This is a genomic window from Nonomuraea sp. CA-141351 (assembly GCF_050944675.1).
Lineage (GTDB): Bacteria > Actinomycetota > Actinomycetes > Streptosporangiales > Streptosporangiaceae > Nonomuraea.
Map to the genome: position 1 here is coordinate 3,399,191 of NZ_CP191982.1, position 17,711 is coordinate 3,416,901.

Annotated in this window: 18 protein-coding genes; 9 read left to right on the forward strand and 9 right to left on the reverse strand. The window is 69.3% G+C overall.

Features of this window, described 5'->3' with window-relative positions:
• Positions 1 to 7 precede the first annotated feature (7 nt).
• From ACQPWU_RS16240 to ACQPWU_RS16250, 3 genes are read right to left on the reverse strand one after another with little or no spacing between them, the layout of a single operon-like run.
• Complete coding sequence (locus tag ACQPWU_RS16240) at positions 8 to 835, reverse strand: carbohydrate ABC transporter permease (RefSeq protein ID WP_433440770.1); 828 nt, start codon at positions 833 to 835, stop codon at positions 8 to 10.
• Positions 832 to 1,719, reverse strand: coding sequence for a carbohydrate ABC transporter permease (locus ACQPWU_RS16245; protein ID WP_433440772.1), 888 nt, complete (start codon positions 1,717 to 1,719; stop codon positions 832 to 834). Before ACQPWU_RS16245 ends, ACQPWU_RS16240 begins: the two co-directional genes overlap by 4 nt.
• A gap of 26 nt (positions 1,720 to 1,745) precedes the next feature.
• Positions 1,746 to 2,999, reverse strand: a complete 1,254-nt coding sequence (locus tag ACQPWU_RS16250) for an ABC transporter substrate-binding protein (protein ID WP_433440774.1) — start codon at positions 2,997 to 2,999, stop codon at positions 1,746 to 1,748.
• Between the two features lie 279 nt (positions 3,000 to 3,278).
• Here ACQPWU_RS16250 and ACQPWU_RS16255 point away from each other — a divergent pair, with 279 nt between their 5' ends.
• A complete protein-coding gene (locus ACQPWU_RS16255; protein WP_433440776.1) occupies positions 3,279 to 4,316 on the forward strand; it encodes a LacI family DNA-binding transcriptional regulator in 1,038 nt (345 codons plus the stop codon).
• An 18-nt stretch (positions 4,317 to 4,334) separates the two neighbouring features.
• On the opposite strand, the gene ACQPWU_RS16260 is transcribed toward ACQPWU_RS16255, so the two are convergent.
• The 5 genes from ACQPWU_RS16260 to ACQPWU_RS16280 form a co-directional block, all read right to left on the reverse strand.
• Positions 4,335 to 4,694: a hypothetical protein gene (locus ACQPWU_RS16260; RefSeq protein WP_433440778.1), complete on the reverse strand. Its 360-nt coding sequence runs from the start codon at positions 4,692 to 4,694 to the stop codon at positions 4,335 to 4,337.
• Between the two features lie 9 nt (positions 4,695 to 4,703).
• Entirely contained in the window at positions 4,704 to 5,609 is a 906-nt protein-coding gene (locus ACQPWU_RS16265; protein ID WP_433440780.1) for a hypothetical protein, read from the reverse strand.
• Entirely contained in the window at positions 5,606 to 5,998 is a 393-nt protein-coding gene (locus ACQPWU_RS16270) for a YbaB/EbfC family nucleoid-associated protein (protein WP_433440782.1), read from the reverse strand. Before ACQPWU_RS16270 ends, ACQPWU_RS16265 begins: the two co-directional genes overlap by 4 nt.
• A 249-nt stretch (positions 5,999 to 6,247) precedes the next feature.
• The gene (locus tag ACQPWU_RS16275) at positions 6,248 to 8,272 is read right to left on the reverse strand and encodes a family 43 glycosylhydrolase (RefSeq protein ID WP_433440784.1); all 2,025 of its coding nucleotides are present in this window, start codon (positions 8,270 to 8,272) and stop codon (positions 6,248 to 6,250) included.
• A 137-nt stretch (positions 8,273 to 8,409) separates the two neighbouring features.
• Positions 8,410 to 9,453: a LacI family DNA-binding transcriptional regulator gene (locus ACQPWU_RS16280; RefSeq protein ID WP_433440786.1), complete on the reverse strand. Its 1,044-nt coding sequence runs from the start codon at positions 9,451 to 9,453 to the stop codon at positions 8,410 to 8,412.
• A 146-nt stretch (positions 9,454 to 9,599) separates the two neighbouring features.
• Here ACQPWU_RS16280 and ACQPWU_RS16285 point away from each other — a divergent pair, with 146 nt between their 5' ends.
• From ACQPWU_RS16285 to ACQPWU_RS16320, 8 genes are all read left to right on the forward strand, one after another.
• Positions 9,600 to 9,722, forward strand: a complete 123-nt coding sequence (locus ACQPWU_RS16285) for a hypothetical protein (RefSeq protein WP_433440788.1) — start codon at positions 9,600 to 9,602, stop codon at positions 9,720 to 9,722.
• A 28-nt stretch (positions 9,723 to 9,750) separates the two neighbouring features.
• A complete protein-coding gene (locus ACQPWU_RS16290) occupies positions 9,751 to 11,031 on the forward strand; it encodes an ABC transporter substrate-binding protein (RefSeq protein WP_433440790.1) in 1,281 nt (426 codons plus the stop codon).
• Positions 11,028 to 11,975, forward strand: coding sequence for a carbohydrate ABC transporter permease (locus tag ACQPWU_RS16295; RefSeq protein WP_433440792.1), 948 nt, complete (start codon positions 11,028 to 11,030; stop codon positions 11,973 to 11,975). Before ACQPWU_RS16290 ends, ACQPWU_RS16295 begins: the two co-directional genes overlap by 4 nt.
• Entirely contained in the window at positions 11,968 to 12,789 is an 822-nt protein-coding gene (locus ACQPWU_RS16300) for a carbohydrate ABC transporter permease (protein ID WP_433440794.1), read from the forward strand. Before ACQPWU_RS16295 ends, ACQPWU_RS16300 begins: the two co-directional genes overlap by 8 nt.
• Before the next feature lie 26 nt (positions 12,790 to 12,815).
• Complete coding sequence (locus tag ACQPWU_RS16305) at positions 12,816 to 14,318, forward strand: glycoside hydrolase family 43 protein (protein WP_433445221.1); 1,503 nt, start codon at positions 12,816 to 12,818, stop codon at positions 14,316 to 14,318.
• A gap of 67 nt (positions 14,319 to 14,385) precedes the next feature.
• Positions 14,386 to 15,591 (forward strand): cytochrome P450, encoded by a 1,206-nt coding sequence (locus ACQPWU_RS16310; RefSeq protein WP_433440796.1) that lies wholly within the window; start codon positions 14,386 to 14,388, stop codon positions 15,589 to 15,591.
• A gap of 7 nt (positions 15,592 to 15,598) precedes the next feature.
• Positions 15,599 to 16,270: a TetR/AcrR family transcriptional regulator gene (locus ACQPWU_RS16315; RefSeq protein ID WP_433445222.1), complete on the forward strand. Its 672-nt coding sequence runs from the start codon at positions 15,599 to 15,601 to the stop codon at positions 16,268 to 16,270.
• A 21-nt stretch (positions 16,271 to 16,291) separates the two neighbouring features.
• A complete protein-coding gene (locus ACQPWU_RS16320) occupies positions 16,292 to 16,663 on the forward strand; it encodes a winged helix-turn-helix transcriptional regulator (protein WP_433440798.1) in 372 nt (123 codons plus the stop codon).
• A gap of 27 nt (positions 16,664 to 16,690) precedes the next feature.
• On the opposite strand, the gene ACQPWU_RS16325 is transcribed toward ACQPWU_RS16320, so the two are convergent.
• Positions 16,691 to 17,617 carry a TIGR03619 family F420-dependent LLM class oxidoreductase gene (locus ACQPWU_RS16325; RefSeq protein WP_433440800.1) on the reverse strand — a complete coding sequence of 309 codons (927 nt, stop codon included), beginning with the start codon at positions 17,615 to 17,617 and terminating at the stop codon, positions 16,691 to 16,693.
• Positions 17,618 to 17,711: the final 94 nt, after the last annotated feature.

The following is a 17,711-nucleotide window of genomic DNA, read 5'->3' on the forward strand; positions in this document are numbered from 1 at the left end:
GGGTCTCCTAGCCCTTGATGGCGCCGGCGGTCATGCCGGCGACGATCTTGCGGTTGAAGAAGATGAACAGCAGCAACGGTGGGATCGTGATGAGCACGATGTCCATGAACAGCAGGTTCCACTGGGTGTTGTACTGGCTCTGGAAGTTGTAGAGGGTGACCTGCACGGTGGCGTTCTCGTCTCCCGGGGTGAAGTAGAGCGGGTTGACGAAGTCGTTGAAGATGGCCACCGAGCTGGTCAGGATCACGGTGATGGTGACCGGCCGGAGCAAGGGGAAGATCACCCGGAAGAACAGGGTGAACCCGGTGCAGCCGTCGATCATGGCGGCCTCGTCCAGCTCGCGCGGAATGGCCGCGACGAACGCGCGGAACAGCAGCACCGCGTACGCCAGGTTGAAGGCCACCTCGATCAGGATCAACCCGGGCAGGGTCTTGAACAGGCCGAGGGCCTGCAGCAGCCAGATCGTCGGCACGATCGCGGGCGGGATGATCAGGCCGGACAGCACCAGGAAGTTGGCCACCGAGCCGAGCCTGCCCGCGCGGCGCTGCAGCACGAACGCGGCCATCGCGGCGAAGACGACGAGCAGCGCCACCGACGCCACGGTCAGGACCGTGCTGTTGACGTACGCGCGCAGGAGCACGAAGTCGCGTGCCTCGATCACCTCGGTGAGGTTCTGGACGATGGGCCAGTTGGCCGGCCAGGCGAAGTCGAGGTCGGTGGCCTGGGTCTGGTCCTTGACCGCGGTGAGCAGCATGAGGGCGAACGGGATGAGGAAGATCACCGCGGCCAGGACCAGGGCGACGGCCTCGGCGCCGAGCCTTCGCAGAGCTGTCATGCGGCCACCTGCCTTTTGCCGAGGAAGTAGTTGAGCGGGACGGCGATGGCGGTGACGACGACGAACAGCAGCACGTTGCCCGCGGTCGACAGGCCGAAGAAGCCGGCCTGGTACTGCTTGTAGATGATCGAGGCGATGGTGTCGCTGGTGAAGCCGGGCCCGCCGCGGGTCATCGTCCAGATGAGGTCGAAGGAGCGCAGGCCGCCGATGAACGACAGGATGATGACGGAGTAGGTGGCGGGCCAGCTCAGGGGGAGGGTGACGTGGCGGAAGCGGTGCCAGGCGCTGCCGCCGTCCACGGCGACGGCCTGGTAGTAGTCGCGGGGGATGGACAGGATGCCGGCGATGTAGATGACGGTGGCGATGCCGACGCCCTTCCAGACGTCGACCAGGGCGACCGACAGCAGCGCCGTGCTCGCGTCGCCGAGCCAGTCGGGGCCGTCGATGCCGACCACGGCCAGGGCCTTGTTGACCAGGCCGGTGTCGGGCCGCAGCAGTGCGCTGAAGGTGATGCCGACCGCGACCGTTGAGACGAGGACGGGGAAGAACACCACCGAGCGCAGGAAGCCGCGCAGCCGCAGCTTCGAGGTGAGCAGCACGCCGAGCAGCAGCCCGATGACGACCTTGAGACCGCTGGTGACCACGGCGTAGAAGAGGGTGTTGGCGAAGCCGATGCGCAGGTTCTGCTCGGACAGGAAGTCGCGGAAGTTGTCCAGGCCGACGAAGGTGCTGTCGAACAGGGTCCAGCGGGTGAGCGCGAAGTAGAAGGCCATGACCGTCGGCACCAGGAAGATGACGAGGTAGACGACGGCGGCCGGCAGGTAGAGCGCGTACGGGTAGGCGGACTTGCGCCTGGCCGGGCGGGCGAACTCCTGCTCGGGCATGACATGGGGTCTGGCCGCCTGCTTGGTCACCACCCCGCGAGCCCCAACTGCTTGGCCTGCTTCTCCACGTCCTTGTCGTACTGGGCGGCGCCCTCGGCGGCCGGCGTCAGCCCGGAGCCGACGGCGACGGTGATCTGCTCCAGCGACGGGCCCTTGACCGGCGAGACGAACTCCAGCGCCGGCGCCGTGGCGCCCTTGTCGATGTAGGTCTGCAGGTCCTTGGCCACCTGCACGGCGTTGTCCGGCAGCTTGGCGCCCTGGATGCGGTACGGCCCCGCCGGTTGCACGGCCTTGCTGATGGCGTCGGCGGCGGCGGGCGAGGCGACGAAGGCCAGGAACTTCTTGGCCGCGTCCAGGTTCTTGGTGGTCTTGGGGATGTAGATGCCCGCCGGCTCCCAGATGGTGGCGCCGTTCTTGGCCGGATCGGTGCCGGGGATGCCGAAGAAACCGACGTCGGTGGCGGCCTGCGGCATCGAGGCGACCAGCGGCGGGACCTGGGCGCTGAGCATAGGGTAGTGCGCGCCCTTGCCCTCGATCAGCAGCTTCATGCCCTGGTCGGCGGTGGCCGAGCCGAAGCCCTCGTTGAGGTAGCCCTTGGCCTTCACGTCGGCCAGGTGCTGGAAGCCGGCCAGCGCGGCAGGGGTGGTGGCGAACTTGGCCTTGCCCGCCGTGTAGTCGGCGGCGAAGTTCGGCACCGCGGCCTGCACGTTGTAGTAGTCGCCCAGCACGAACAGCTGCGAGGTCCAGGTGTCCTTGAACGTCGAGAGCACCGGCGTGATCCCGGCCGCCTTGATCTTGTCGTTGTTGGCCATGAACTCGTCCCAGGTCGTGGGCACCTTCAGGCCGAGCTTGTCGTAGACCTTGCGGTTGTAGAGGATGCCGCCGCCCATGGCGGTGCCCGCGGGCACGCCGTACGCGTGGTCGCCCTGGGTCACCACCGGCAGGAAGTCCTTCTGGACGTTCTGCAGCACCGGGTCGCCGGTGAGGTCGACCAGGGTCTGGGACGGGTTGAGCGCCTGGAGCAGCGACCCGGAGTTGTACAAGAACACATCCGACATGTCGCCCGTCGAGAGCCTGGTCTTGACGATGTTGTCGCCCTCGCTGCCGGCCGGGCGCGTCTCCGTCTCAATCTTGATCTTGGGGTTGGCCTGCATGAAGGCGTCCGTCATGGCCTTGGCCATGTCGACCGCCCCCTGGCCGTTGTCAACGAGGAACTTCAGGGTGACAGTGCCGTCGGCGGCCGGCTCGGAGCCCGAGCCGCAAGAGGTCAGGGCAGTCATCGTGAGAACGGCCAGAGCCGCTCCCGCCACGCGATGAGAGGTCTTCACAACGCCCCTCCGGGTCCGTTGAATCGTTTTAACGCCCCCCGATGCGAGTTAACGTAGGCGTTACTCGGTATGGCGTCAAGGCTCGATTTGAGGAACGGTCCCCAATCGTGACCCACGTGGGACCGCTGATCTGACGGTCATCGGATGTTTGAAATGGGTATCGTTACTCATCGCGGCATCGGGCTTGAGCTCGTACAATCAGGTCGCGTCTAGTCGAACGAGGTGCGGCAGATGGTCACGCGCGACGGGCGGCGGCGGGTGACGATCACCGATGTGGCCAGCCATGCCCAGGTCTCCACCACCGCGGTGTCGAAGGTCCTGCGCAACGCCTACGGCGTCAGCGAGGCGATGCGCGCCAAGGTGCAGGCCGCCATCGACGAGCTCGGCTACCGCCCGCACGCCGCGGCCCGGGCCATGCGGGGGCGCACGTTCACCATCGGCGTGGCGCTGCCGCACATCAGGAACCCGTTCTTCGCCGACATCCTCGACGGCCTCGACGAGCAGATCGCCGGCGCCGGCTACCAGGCCATCATCGTCCAAGGCAGCGGCCGGGACGCCGAGGCCGAGAGCCGCGCGATGGACGCCCTGGTGGACCGGCAGGTGGACGGCATCCTCATCGTCGCCCCGATCATCGCCAGGGCCCAGCTCGAGGAGATGGCAGGCAGCACGCCCACCGTCGTGCTCGGCCGCCACGACCGCTCGGCGGTCTACGACTCGGTGCTCGACGACGACGAGGTGGGGGCCGAGCTCGCCGTCGAGCACCTCATCGCGCTCGGCCACCGCCGCATCGCGCACATCGCTCAGAAGGACGTCGGCCCGTCCCGCTCCGTCGCGCTGCTGCACACCATCAGGGCCAGGACGTACGAGCGGGTGATGACCGAGCACGGACTGGCCGAGCACATCGCCATCGCCGCCACCTCCTACACCGAGGAGGGCGGCTACCAGGGCACGCGCGAGCTGCTGGCCCGCACGCCCCGCCCCACCGCCGTCTTCGCCGGATCCGACCAGGCCGCCTTCGGCGCGCTCGCGGCCATCCACGAGGCCGGGCTCGCCGTGCCCGGCGACGTCTCCGTGGTCGGCTACGACAACGCCCGCGTGACCGCGCTCGCGCACATCTCGCTGACCAGCGTGGACCAGGACGGGGCCATCATGGGGAAGACGGCCGGGCGGCTGCTGCTCGAACGCATCGAGGGGCGCACGTCCTCGGTCCGCTTCTCCGTCACGCCCACGCTGGTCGCCCGCCGCTCCACCGCCCCGCCCCGTGTCTGAACCGCGGCGCCCAGGGGGCTAGCCCGCTCCCCAGATCGGCCGGTCGGGATCGGCGGAGGGCAACTTCGACAGGATGACGGACACCAGGTCCCAGTCGGTGACCTCGATGTTGTCCTTCATGATGCGCAGGCGCTTGGCGATCTCCTCGTGGGCCTCGAGGAGCACGTCGACGCCCTCCATGATCTGGCCGGTCACCGCCTCGTACCCCGAGCCGCCGCCCTCGCCCTTGTAGAAGGTCGCACCCTCCTTGCTGCTGCCCCAGAAGTCCCCGATGGCCTCCAGCTCCCCGGACGCCTCCTGGACCAGCTTGTCCAGCTCGTACTTCTCGATGTCGAACGAGTCCGCCGCCGTGCGGAACACTTCCCGATGGAACTCCATGTCGTCCTCTCAGCGCATGGGTTTGTGCGCCATGGTGAAATACAGCAGCACCCTGCCGAGGGTCTCCTTCCAGGTGGGAACGAGGTCCGTGCCCTCCTGCCCGTTCATGGCGTCGTACGAGGGGCCGTAGCCGAGGGACCCGCCGAGGAGCCGGTTGAAAAAGGCCTGGACGTCCTTGTTGCCGGTGAACTGCCTGGTCAGCGGCGCGGCGGCGTCGTACGCGCCGTAGAAGGCCACCGAGGCGGCGAACTCCTTCAGCGCCTGCGTCGCGTTCGCCTTGAACGAGCCCGGGTCTTCGCCCCGCAGCGCCTTGACGCCGGCCACCACCGTCACGTCCCCGACGGCGAAGAAGATGCTGCCGATCGTGTACTCCGTCAGCTTGGTCAGCACGATCTTGGCGATGGCGTGCTCCAGCAGCTTCGACAGCAGGCGCGCCTTCACCCGCCCCATGAGGAACTCGCTCATCTTGTACGCCACCCCGGCCTGCCAAGGGAAGGTGGTGATGTAGATGAAGCTGGCGAAGTTCGCCCAGGCGAGCGTCCAGTACGCGTGCCGCGCCGTCTCGATCACCTCGGCGAACTCCGCGCAGGCCGCGCTGTTCTGGCGGCAGCGCCGGGCCAGCCTGGCGGCGTACCCGTCATCCGGATTCCGCGGGTAGAGCCCCGCCGTGACGGCCGACTTGAAGGCGTCCACCCCGCCGCCGCTGTTCTTCTGCCAAACCGACGCGGCGGCGGGGAACGTCTTGTCCGGGCTCTGCTCGATGCGGTCCGCCAGCCGGGCCCAGGCCGCGCCGGCCTGGCGGGCCTTGTCCGGGTCGCCGTCCGGGTATTCGACGGCGAGCATCTTGAACACGAAGGCCGCGATGCCGAGGGTGCCGAAGCCGTAGATGCCGGCGCGGCCGGGACTGATCCTCAACGTCGGCGAGCCTCGCGTGCGGGGCCGTCATCCCCGCCGTCGAGCAGCGTGCCGGCGATGAACGGGCCCAGCAGGTCGTTCGCCCCCTGCTCGGCGTCGCGCGCCGCCGCGGCGGCGGCCTCGAGGACCGCCGCGGCCAGCTCGGCGGAGCCGAGCCGCATGGCGCGCGGATCGATGGTGAGCCCGGCGAGCGCTCCGCCCTGTGTCACCTCGGCCACCACACGTCCCTCCGCGGCCTCGCCCCGGCCCCTGACCGTGGCGATCTCGTCGCCCAGCCGCTCCAGCGCCGCCACATCCCGCTGGTAGTCCTTCAGCAGCCTGCCAAGCTCCTGATCGCCTGCGACGTTGAAGGGATCGCCCGGTGGTGTCATTCCGGTCTCCTGACTCATCCGCTGATCTTAGATTACCGATTAACAGACAGGAAATGACGGCTATTCCGGAAAAGTGCCTGGCCGAGCCCCGAGCGGATCGTCTCGCCGTGGCTGATGTCCTTGGTCCAGGCAGCCCTCAGGGGGTGTGCGACGCAGGGATGATCGGCGGGAGGCGGGCCGGTTGCGGTGGTCCGCCTCCCGCTCAGGAGGTCAGTTTCATGAGTGGGGGTCCCTCCACGAAGTCAGCGTTAACAAGGGGTGTGAGCTCTAGGCCACGACCCGGACTCTCGTGGACACCTTCCTGAGATGCGGGGCGACCTCTTCGTCCGGCCGCATGTCCAGGACGGGACGCCCGTCGGCCGCCCAGTGCACGCGGCGGACGGCGGTGCTCCTGCCCTGTGCGGCCGGCGCGGTGAGGGCGTGGTAGACGACGAGCGGCAGGCCGTCCTCGTCGTGGCTGAAGGTGTTGTGTCCCGGTCCCCATTGCCCGGTGCGGGCGTCGGTGGCGAGGACGGGGGAGTTGAGCTTGGTCCAGTTCTCAGGGTCGAGCAGGTCGCTGCCGGACGCGGCGGTGGCCAGACCCACGACGTACGTCGGGCCGACGGCGGAGCCGGAGTAGGTCATGACGATCCGGTCTCCGTGCCGCACGACGAAGGGGCCCTCGGCCACGTTCCCGTCGTTGACGTCCCAGCCGTACTCGGCGCTGATCAGACGGACGGGGTCGCTCGTCAGACGCCAGGGGTCGATGGGATCGATGGTGGCGATCCAGATCTCCGCGTCCCCCACGTGATCAGTGATGTAGCGCTGGGACCAGGCGACATAGGCGCGGCCGGCGTCCTCGAAATATGTCATGTCGAGGGAGATCCCGGGGTGGTCCCGGTCCAGTTGGAGAGGGCTGCCGTCGGCCTGGAGCACCGGCCGGGGCGCCTCCCAGTCCGAGGCGAGCACCGGGTCGCCGTCCGTGCGGAGCCGCATGACATGGCTCTGCACGCGGTCCCAGCTGGCCGTCCCGACGCTGGGGGAGAAGAAGCAGTGCAGGCGTCCGTCGAGCACGTGGAGCTCCGGCGCCCAGAAACAGCCGCCGATCCCCGCCTCGCCCACGGTGAGGACGGTGTGGTCCGGCGCCGCGGCCAGGCCCTCGACCGTGTCCGCGACCCGGATCATCAAGCGCGTGGTGTTGACGCAGTCCCCGCCGGCGTCGTCGGTGGCGATGAAGTAGTAACGCCCTCGGTAGGGCAGCACGGTGGGGTCGGCGCGCTCGGGGATGAAGGGGAAGGCATACTCCCGCTGCCGGACGCGGCCGGTGATCGGGTACTCCCCGGGTGTGTCCCAGTCCACCGTGTCGGTGTCCCAGTCGACGGGCCGGTCGGCGGTCGAGCCGTCGGAGTAGGACAGTCGCGCCGAGGGCAGGTGCGTACGTTCGCCGGCGTGCACCCGCAGCTCGGGCACGATGATCGCCACGTTCCTGACCCGCTGGAACCGGCGGGCGAGCCGGTCGGCCGTCTCCTGGTCCACCGGGAGTGAGGTGACGGCCCGGCGGCCCTCGCCGAGCGGGGGCGGTTCGCAGCCGGGGACCAGCGGGGCCCCAGGCCGGGCGGGCAGCGGGCGGGCGTCGAGCGTTCTCATCGTGGTGAACATCTGGTCGCCCGCGCCGTTCGTCCACCACAGCACGTACTCGTCGTGGGCGCCGTCATAGACCGCGCGGGGCCGGCAGACGCGGTCGCCCGTACCGAGGTCGACCACGCCGACCTCCTCGTAATCGATGAGGTCGGGCGTCGTGAAGATCAGAACGGACGGCTCCGGGGTCCCGTCCGGCAGGCCGGGGGAGGCCACGACGGCGTACCCCGCCGGCGTGTGGAAGAGATGGGGATCGGCCAGCGTGCGGATGCGCCGCACGTCCAGGACGTCCGTCATGACGGCGCGCGGGAAGAGCACGCCGTGGTCGTCGTTGAGCGGGCTCGGCTCGCCGCCCGGCGACGACATGGCCAGGTGCATGCTGAAGGCGAGGGGCGCGCTGTACACCGCGGGATCGGGGTCGGGCTCCCGCGTGTAGCTCACCACATGGGACGTCGACGCCTCAGGGAGCACCGTCACGGCGAAGTCCCCGGCGCCGGCCACGGAGATCGTCGCCTGGACTGCGCCGGCCGATCGGCTCGTGATCACGCCTTCGCGCACCTCGACGTCCGGATGGCCGGTGCTCAGCACGAAGTCCGGGCCGACGGACGTCCCCGAGACGAGGACCGGCGGCAGAACGACGCGGTCACACGCTTGCAAGGAGCCGCGGAATGGCATCTGCGTCCTCTCCCGACTGTGCTGTTAACGCTAACAATTTATATTCGAAGCCAACGGCCGCGATTTGCGTCACGTTAGGCAGCCGTCATGAGGCTGTCAACCCTCGTTACGTTCGGCAAGAATCCAGAAAGTTTCGGTCAGCCGACGAGAGGTGCGGTGCTGCCCCGGATGATCAGTTCGGTGCCCAGCTCGACCCGGCTCTGCGGCAGCGGCTCGCCCTGCGCGAGCTTCATGAGCATGCCGGTGGCCGCGGCGGCCATCTCGGTGAGCGGCTGGCGGACCGTGGTCAGCGGCGGGTTCATCCACTCCATCGGGGGCAGGTCGTCGAAGCCGACGACGCTCAGGTCACCGGGGATGCGCAGGCCCAGCTCGTGGGCCGCGCGGTAGACGCCGGTGGCCTGCCCGTCGTTGCAGGCGAAGATCGCGGTCGGCGGGTCGGGCAGGCGTAGCAGCCGGTGGGCCTCGGCGCGGCCGCCCTCGATGAGAAAGCCGCCCGAGCCGATCAGGGTGGCGTCGGCGGCCACTCCGCCCAGGTCGAGCGCAGTGCGGTAGCCGTCGAGGCGGGCCCTGCTGGACAGGGCCCACTCGGGGCCGGTGATGATGGCGATGCGGCGGTGGCCGAGGTCGAGCAGGTGGCGGGTGGCCGACAGGCCGCCGCTCCAGTTTCCCGCGCCGACCGAGGGGACCCCGGGTCCTGGGTCGCCGGACGGGTCGAGCAGGACGATGGGGATGTCGCGGGTGACGAGATGCTCGCGCTGGTCGTCGGTCAGCCCGGAGAACACCCCGATCACCCCGGTGGGGCGGCGGCTCAGCACGCCGTCGATCCAGCCGTGGCCTGCGGGTTCGCGGTACGGCCTGTCGGAGACCACCACGGCCAGGTGGTGCTGGCGCGCGACCTGGTCGACACCCTTGATGATCTCGACCGGGTACTCGCCGTCCAGCTCGTGAAACACCACCTCCACCAGGGGGGCGGGACTGACGCGCCGCCGCTGCCTGCGGTAGCCGTGCCGCCGGATGAGGCCCTCGATGAGGGCCCGGGTCTCGGGGGCGACCTCGGAGCGGCCGTTGACCACCTTGGAGACGGTGGCGGTGGACACGCCCGCCAGCTCCGCCAGCTGGGTGATGGTCAGCGGCCGGGCGGGGGTGGCGTCGGTGTCGAACGGCTCCTCGGTCGCGGTCATGGGCGCAGTCTAGCCCGATTGATTTCGGTGATCTTACGTTCATGTTCTTGACGGGTTTCGTCATGGCTGCTTAGAGTCCCCGATTAACGATCGGGCCTGTAATCGAAAGTTTCAGACGCCCTCGGACCCCTTCGAAGGAGCGCAGCATGCACCGGAGCTCGGTCCTCCTGCTCGCCGGCGCCGTCACGCTCGCCTTCGCCGCGCCCGCGGACGTGGCCACCACGCTGGGGCGACTCGCCGCCGCCAAGGGCCGCTATTTCGGCTCCTGACACCCCATCCCACTGGAAGAGAACAACCGTGAAGCTCCGTATCGCAACCCCCGCCGTGCTCGCCGCGGCCATCGCCCTGACCGCCACCGCCTGCGGCGGCGGCTCCGGTGGCACCCCCTCGCAGCCCTCGGGCGACGGCAAGTCGTTCGAGTTCTGGTCGTTCTCCGGGATCGACCAGAAGGCCTCGGTCGACGAGTACCACAAGGTCAACCCGGGCGTGCAGGTCAAGCTCACCGAGGTGGGCAGCTCGACGGAGACGGCGCAGGCGCTGACCACCGCGCTGGCCGGTGGCAAGGTCCCCGACCTCGTGCTCATCCAGGGGGACGACCTGCCGAAGTTCGTGCAGCAGTCGCAGAACTTCTACGACCTGCGGCAGCTCGGCGCGGACAAGATCAAGGGCGACTACCTGGACTGGGTGATCAGCCAGCCCACCGCCAAGGACGGCTCGATCATCGGCATCCCGACGGACGTGGGCGGCATGGCCGTGGCCTACCGGACGGACCTGTTCAAGGAGGCCGGGCTGCCGACCGACCGCGAGGAGGTGGGCAAGCTCTGGCCCACCTGGGACGCGTTCATCGAGACCGGCAAGAAGTATGTCGCCAAGACCGGCAAGGCGTTCGTGGACAACGCGTCCACCAGCGTGTTCTACCAGGCGGTCAACCAGGGGCCGCAGAAGTACTACGACCCGTCCGGCAACGTCGTCTACAGCACCAGCCCGCAGGTCAAGACGGCCTTCGACCTGGCGATCAAGGCCATTCAGGCCGGGATCACGGCGAAGCAGAGCTCGTTCACCGACGGGTGGAGCGCGGGCATGAGCAAGGGGCAGTTCGCGGTGATCTCCGCGCCGTCGTGGATGCTGGGCTCGATCCGCAGGACCGCCCCCGACACCAAGGGCAAGTGGGACATCGCCACGATCCCCGGCGGGGCCGGCAACTGGGGCGGCAGCTACCTGGCCATCCCCAAGGGCGCCAAGAACGCCAAGGCCGCCTGGGACTACATCTCCAAGATGCAGTCGCCGCAGGGCCAGCTCGCGCACTTCCTGAACGCCGGCTCGCTGCCCACGACCCCGTCGGTCTACCAGGACCCCAAGCTCACCGGGCAGAAGGACGAGTTCTTCTCCGGCGCGCCGATCGGGAAGATCTACACCGACTCCCTGCTCGGGCTCAAGCCGTTCTACATCGGCCCCGACAGCTCGGCCATCGGCCAGGAGCTCCAGAACGCCCTCAACAACGTCGAGCTGGGCAAGGGTGACGCCGCCAAGGCCTGGGACACGGCGCTGGCCAACGTCAAGACGGCGATCGGCAAGTGACGGCGACTCTCGAGAGGGTCGCGGGGACGCCCGCGCTCACGACACGGGTGCGGCAGAGCATCGGCGAGCGCATCGCCCCGTACGCCTACATCGCGCCGTTCTTCCTGATCTTCGCGGTGTTCGGCCTCGTCCCCCTGCTCTTCACGTTCTACGTCGCGCTGTTCGACTGGAACCCCATCGGCGAGCACGTCTTCGTCGGCTTCGACAACTTCAGCCGCCTGTTCGGCGACCCCCGGTTCTGGAACGCCCTCCGGAACACCATCAGCATCTGGGTGTTGTCCACCGTCCCGCAGCTGGTGATCGCGCTGGGCGTGGCGCACCTGCTCAACCAGGCCCGGCTGCGGCTGGCGGTGTTCTTCCGGATGTCGATGCTGGTGCCGTACATCACCTCGGTGGCGGCCACCGCGATCGTCTTCGCCCAGATGTTCGACCGTGACTACGGCCTGCTCAACTGGCTGCTGGGCTTCGCCGGCATCGGGCCGATCGACTTCAAGCAGTCGGTGTGGGGCAGCCACCTGCTGATCGCCGTCATGGTGACGTGGCGCTGGTTCGGCTACACGACGCTGCTCTACCTGGCCTCGCTGCAGGCGATCCCGCGTGCGATCTACGAGGCGGCGGCGGTGGACGGCGCGGGCGGGTGGAAGCAGTTCCGCCACATCTCGATCCCGTCGCTGCGGCCGGTCATCGTCTTCACGATCGTGACCTCGACGATCGGCGGCCTGCAGATCTTCACCGAGCCCCTGCTGATGGGCCGCTCCTCGTACACCTGCGGGGCGATCCGGCAGTGTCAGACTCTCACGTTGTTCCTGTACGAGCAGGGCTTCGGCCAGTTCCAGTTCGGCTACGGCGCTGCCATCGGCGTGGCGCTGTTCGTCCTGATCATCGCCGTCGCCACGCTCAACTACTTCCTGTCCACCCGCACCCGCAGGAGCAATCATGAATGACCGGGTCCGCTGGTGGGCCTACCTGCTGCTCGGCCTGGCCGCGCTCGCCTGCCTGTTCCCGCTGTACTGGATGTTCGTGGTGGCCACCACCGACTCGGCGACCGCCACCCAGCTGCCGCCCGAGATCGTGCCGGGCGGCAACTTCTTCCACCTGGCCGGGCTGGTGTTCTCGACGGTGCCGTTCGTGCGCTCGATCCTCAACAGCCTGATCGTGGCCGGGACGATCGGCGTAGGGCACGCCGTGCTCTGCTCGCTGGCCGGGTTCGCCTTCGCCAAGCTGCGCTTCCCCGGCCGCAACGTGCTGTTCCTGATCGTGGTGCTGACCATGACCGTGCCGACGCAGCTCGCGGTCATCCCGCAGTACATGATCATCTCGTCCCTGAACTGGGTCGACACGTTGCAGGCGCTCATCGTGCCCGGCCTGGCCAGCGCGTTCGGCATCTTCTGGATGCGCCAGCACCTGTCCTCGACGATCAGCGACGAGATCCTGCAGGCCGCCCGCATCGACGGGGCGACCAGCTGGCAGATCTTCTGGCGCATCGCGTTCCCGCTGGTGCGGCCGGCCGCCTTCGTGCTCGGGCTGCTCGGCTTCGTCACCTCCTGGAACGACTTCCTGTGGCCGTTCATCGTGCTGAAGTCGCCCGAGATGTACACCGCGCAGATCGCCATCAAAGCGCTGCAGAACAGCTTGGACGTCGACCTCGGGCTGGCCATGTCCGGTTCGTTCCTGGCCACCTTGCCGCTGCTGGTGCTGTTCGTCTTCGTCGGCAGGCGCATGGTGGCCGGGATCATGGACGGCGCCTTCAAGGGCTGACTTTCTGAAAGGCCTCTTCAGTGCAGATGTACGACAACCCGGTGGTGGCCGGGTTCCACCCGGACCCCAGTGTGTGCCGGGTCGGCGAGGACTACTACCTCGTCTGCTCCAGCTTCGAGTACGTCCCCGGCGTGCCGATCTTCCACAGCCGGGACCTGGTGCACTGGCGCCAGATCGGCAACGTGCTCGACCGGCCCTCGCAGCTGGACCTGCCCGCGGACGTGCCCGCCTCGGGCGGCATCTTCGCGCCGACGATCCGCCACCACGACGGCCGCTTCTACCTGATCACCACCAACGTGAGAGCGGGCGGCAACTTCCTCGTCGCCGCCGAACGTCCGGAAGGTCCCTGGTCCGACCCGATCTGGATCGACCTGCCCGGCGTCGACCCCGACCTGGCCTGGGACGAGGACGGCTCGTGCTGGTGCACCACCTCGGGCAACCAGGTGGCGCGCATCGATCCGGACGGCGGCAAGGTCCTGGAGGGGCCGTACCCGATCTGGTCGGGCACCGGCGGGAAATATCCGGAAGCGCCGCACCTCTACCAGCTGGACGGCTGGTGGTACCTGCTCATGTCCGAAGGCGGCACCGAGCGCGGCCACGCCGTGTCGATCGCCCGCGCGCGCTCGCCGCGCGGGCCCTTCGAACCCGGGCCGGTCAATCCCATCCTGACGCACCGCGGCACCAACCGGCCGATCCAGAGCACCGGCCACGCCGACCTCGTGCAGGCCGCCGACGGCACCTGGTGGATGGTCCTGCTTGGCGCCCGCCCGCGCGGCTACACACCCGAGTACCAGGCACTCGGGCGGGAGACCTTCCTCACCCCCGTGCGGTGGGAGGACGGCTGGCCGGTCGTGGGTCCCGTCGAGGAACGCCACCCCGCGCCCGCCGCCTGGCACCCCCTGCCCGAGGAGCCGTACCGCGACGACTTCGACGCCGGCGCGCTCGCGCCGTACTGGATCTCGCCGCGCAGCCGCCCCGACGGGTCCTGGTCGCTGGGCGCCCGTCCCGGCTGGCTGACCCTGCACGCCACCGGCCCGACCCTCGACCGGCCCGGCCACACCTTCGTGGGGCGCCGCCAGCAGCACCACGACTGCCGTGTCGCCGCCCGTCTGGACCCCGGATCCGGCACGGCCGGGCTGTCCGTGCGCCTGGATGAGGCCCACCACTACGACCTGGAGGTGGGCGAGGGGCGGGCGCGGGTGATCGCGCGCATCGGCCCGGTGCGCCAGTGCGTGGCCGAGCGACCGGTCCCGCCCGGGCCGATCACCCTGACCCTCGACATCCGTACGCGCGACATCCTGCCGCCCTCCGCCATCGAGCCGGTCGCCGAGCCGATGGGCGTCGACGGCAGGGGGCCGGACACCATCGCCTTCTCCGCCGACGGCGCTCTCCTGGCCTCGCTGGACGGGCGGTACCTGTCCACGGAGGTGGCGACCGGCTTCACGGGACGGGTGATCGGCATGTACGTCACGGAGGGGAGCGCCGGCTTCGACTGGTTCGACTACCAGCCGGTGAACCGGGACATTTAAGGTCCTTGCCTTATTAAGGCGGTCTCCTTATTGTTGGCGGTGACTCGTCAACGACATAGGGGACGTCATGACCGAAACCATGCCCGAATACCCCTTCCCTCGGACGACGGCCCTGGAGCCGCCGCAGGAGTGGGCCGAGTTGCAGTCCCGCTGTCCCGTGGCCCACGTGCGGCTGCCCAGCGGCGACTCCGCGCAGCTGCTGACCCGCTACGACGACGTCCGCTCGGTGCTCACGGACACGCGCTTCCGGCGCGGAGGCGAGGGCGCCGCGCGGGTGTCCACGACGGAGGACGGCGGGATCTTCTCCCGCAGCGGCAACACGAGATTCAGGGAGGGCGAGGACCACCTGCGGTGGCGGCGGCTGCTCAGCAAGTCCTTCACCATCCGCAAGATGGAGACGTGGCGGCCCCGGGTGCAGGGGATGGCCGACGAGCTCGTCGACGACCTGCTGAAGTCCGGCTCACCGGCCAACCTGTCGGTCCAGCTGGGGCTGCCGCTGCCGGTGCGGGTCATCTGCGCCCTGGTCGGCGCCCCCAGCCGGGACCAGGACAAGTTCGCGCACTGGTCGCAGGTCATGCTGACGCTGACGCGCTACACGCAGGAGGAGGTGCGGCAGACGTACGAGGAGTTCGGCGCGTACGTCTCGGCTCTGGTCGACGAGAAGCGGGCGAACCCCGGCGACGACCTGCTCAGCGAGCTGACCCAGATCTCCGACAGCGAGGACGGCAGGCTCAGCCACGAGGAGCTGATCAGCACCGTGATGGCGCTGCTGCTGGCCGGGCACGAGACCACCTCCAACATGATCGCCATCATGGCGGCGATGCTGCTGTCGGAGCCGGAGCGCTACCAGGCGGTCATCGACGACCCCGAGCTCATCCCGGGCGCCGTCGAGGAGGTCCTGCGGCTCGACACCACGCTCAGCGTGATCGGCTTCCCCCGGGTCGCCACCGAGGACAGCGAGTTCAGCGGCACTGCCGTGCCCACGGGCAGCACCGTGATCCCGTGCCGGCCCGCGGCCAACCGGGACCCGCGCAAGTTCGACGACCCGGAACGGTTCGACCCGCGCCGCGACAACGCCAACCAGCACCTGAGCTTCGGCGCGGGCCCGCACTACTGCCTCGGCCAGCCGCTGGCCCGCCTCGAGCTGCAGGTCGTGCTCGGCACGCTCATCCGCCGGCTGCCCACCCTGCGCCTGCGCGACAGCGCCGACGAGTTGCGCCTGCGCACCGGGCTGCTGTCGGGTGGGCTCCAGGACGTCTGGGTCACGTGGTGATCTCGTGATGCCGCTGCAGGCGTCCGCGCGTTCGCTGATCGCGAGGGGCGCGATCATGCGTGCGGCGGAACGCCTGTACGCCGCCGATGGCTTCGCCGGGGTGTCGATCCGGCAGATCGGCGAAGCCGCCGGGCAACGCAACAAATCCGCGGTGCAGTACCACTTCACCGGGCGTGACGAGCTCGTCAAAGCCATCCTGGCCGAGCACGCCGAGGCCATGGAGCGGCACCGGGTGGCGATGATGAGCCGCCTCGGCGAGCCGGGGGACATGGCGCTGGAGGACAAGATCCGGTGTGTGGTGCTGCCCCACATCGAGCACCACATCGACCTGGGCGTCCCCTCCTGGTACGGGCGCTTCCTCGGCCAGGTCGTCGTCGAGCCCGCCCTGCGCGAGTACGCCGTCCGCGCCAACCTCGAGACGCCGTCCCTGCGCCGCCTGTACGACGCCACCCACTGGGCCACCCAGGGGCAGGGCGAGCCCGACCCCTGCGGGCGCGCACAGCGCGAGGCGATGACCCGCGTGCTCATCGTGCACATGTGCGCCGAACTGGAAGGCGATCTGGCCACCGGTCACACCGCCGAGCACGCCGCCGCGTCCTGGCGGCGGCTGGGCGAGCACCTCGTCATGGCCGTCTGCGGGCTCCTCGGTGCCCTGCGAGCGGACCCCCGGGCCCTCTGACCCGCAGGTAGGCTGAGGGCCATGGCCGAACACGTCTCCGGGAGCGTCGCCTCGGACGAGAGCCCGCGGAGCCTGTCCTGCGACATGCAGTTCGCGGACGTGTTCAAGGTGCTCGGCAAGCGCTGGAACGGCATGATCATCGTCGCTCTGATGGAGCGGCCGGCGCGGTTCAGCGAGCTCGCGAAGGCGATCTCCGGGATCACCGACGGCATCCTCGCCGACCGGCTTCGCGAACTGATGGCGACCGGGCTCGTCGAGCGCCAGCTGGCTGACGGCCCGGCCACCGCGGTCCTCTACCGGCTCACCCCCGTCGGGCAGGACCTGCGCGGGGCCTTCCAGGAGCTCCACGCCTGGGCCGCCCGCAACAACATCAGCGAGCTCTGCGACCCCTGAGACCGACGGGGGTGGACGCGGTCCCGGCTACCGGCGGGCCAGGCCGATGAGCTCGGCGTAGAGGTCGAGTGTCTCGTCGATCCCGCTCACCCCGCCTTCCTGCTCGCGGCCCGAGGCGGCGAACAGGACGTGGTCGACGCCGGTGCCCTCGATCGAGGCCAGGTCGTCGGCGATCTGCCGCGGGGAGCCGCCCAGGAACGGCCGGTCGTCGCCCAGCGGCTCGGCGGTGAGCGGCACGTTGGCCCGCGCGACCACGGTGACCGACCCGGGGTCGCGGCCCAGCCCCTCGACGGCCGACCGGTACGCCTTGGTCAGGTCGACCAGCGTCTCGCGCGAGAGCACCACCGGGTTGAGGCCGTCGGCGATGCGGGCGGCCCGCCGCAGGCCGGCCGGTGTCATGGAGCCGAGCAGGATCGGTATGTGCGCCTGCACCGGCTTGGGGTTGATCTCCGACTCGGCGATGTGGGTGAACTCGCCGTCGTACGAGACGGGGTCCGGCCCCCAGCAGGCCCGCATGGCGGCGATGACCTCGTCCATGCCGCGCCCGATCCGGCTCATCGGCACGCCGGCCGCGTCGAACTCCTGCGGCATCCAGCCCTGGCCGAGCCCGGCGATCAGCCGGCCGCCGCTGAACTGGTCGAGGGTGGCGAACCGTTTGGCCAGGACGGCCGCCGGGTGCAGCAGGGCGTCGACGATGCTGGTGCCGAGCTTGATCCGATCCGTGATGGCCGCCACGTAGCTCAGCGTCTCCAACGGCTCGTAGACGACCCGGTAGATCTCGGGCACCGGCTGCGGCTCGCCCCCGCCCATCGGAATGGGCGCGGTCGGCCGCAGCAGCCGCTCATAGGTCCACACTGAGTCGTAGCCGAGCCGTTCCGCCTCACGCGCGACGCGGGCGATGTTGGCGGGACCGGCCAGCGGTCCAGAGGTAGGCAGGGCGATACCTAGTTCCATGTCCGCAGACTACTATGTTTTTTGTAGTTAGCTAGGCAATCTATAGCCGAGGTGTCGGCACACATTTCTGGACAGATCTTGTGCTTTCGCTCGC

Bases quoted from the DNA above. Each gene is read 5' to 3' on its own strand.
- ACQPWU_RS16255 (WP_433440776.1), top strand. From the start codon at position 3,279: ATGGTCACGCGCGACGGGCGGCGGCGGGTGACGATCACCGATGTGGCC.
- ACQPWU_RS16315 (WP_433445222.1), top strand. From the start codon at position 15,599: ATGCCGCTGCAGGCGTCCGCGCGTTCGCTGATCGCGAGGGGCGCGATC.
- ACQPWU_RS16270 (WP_433440782.1), bottom strand. From the start codon at position 5,998: ATGAGTCAGGAGACCGGAATGACACCACCGGGCGATCCCTTCAACGTC.
- ACQPWU_RS16310 (WP_433440796.1), top strand. From the start codon at position 14,386: ATGACCGAAACCATGCCCGAATACCCCTTCCCTCGGACGACGGCCCTG.
- ACQPWU_RS16275 (WP_433440784.1), bottom strand. From the start codon at position 8,272: ATGCCATTCCGCGGCTCCTTGCAAGCGTGTGACCGCGTCGTTCTGCCG.
- ACQPWU_RS16250 (WP_433440774.1), bottom strand. From the start codon at position 2,999: ATGACTGCCCTGACCTCTTGCGGCTCGGGCTCCGAGCCGGCCGCCGAC.
- ACQPWU_RS16260 (WP_433440778.1), bottom strand. From the start codon at position 4,694: ATGGAGTTCCATCGGGAAGTGTTCCGCACGGCGGCGGACTCGTTCGAC.
- ACQPWU_RS16305 (WP_433445221.1), top strand. From the start codon at position 12,816: ATGTACGACAACCCGGTGGTGGCCGGGTTCCACCCGGACCCCAGTGTG.
- ACQPWU_RS16300 (WP_433440794.1), top strand. From the start codon at position 11,968: ATGAATGACCGGGTCCGCTGGTGGGCCTACCTGCTGCTCGGCCTGGCC.
- ACQPWU_RS16280 (WP_433440786.1), bottom strand. From the start codon at position 9,453: ATGACCGCGACCGAGGAGCCGTTCGACACCGACGCCACCCCCGCCCGG.
- ACQPWU_RS16320 (WP_433440798.1), top strand. From the start codon at position 16,292: ATGGCCGAACACGTCTCCGGGAGCGTCGCCTCGGACGAGAGCCCGCGG.
- ACQPWU_RS16245 (WP_433440772.1), bottom strand. From the start codon at position 1,719: ATGCCCGAGCAGGAGTTCGCCCGCCCGGCCAGGCGCAAGTCCGCCTAC.
- ACQPWU_RS16285 (WP_433440788.1), top strand. From the start codon at position 9,600: ATGCACCGGAGCTCGGTCCTCCTGCTCGCCGGCGCCGTCACGCTCGCC.
- ACQPWU_RS16325 (WP_433440800.1), bottom strand. From the start codon at position 17,617: ATGGAACTAGGTATCGCCCTGCCTACCTCTGGACCGCTGGCCGGTCCC.
- ACQPWU_RS16240 (WP_433440770.1), bottom strand. From the start codon at position 835: ATGACAGCTCTGCGAAGGCTCGGCGCCGAGGCCGTCGCCCTGGTCCTG.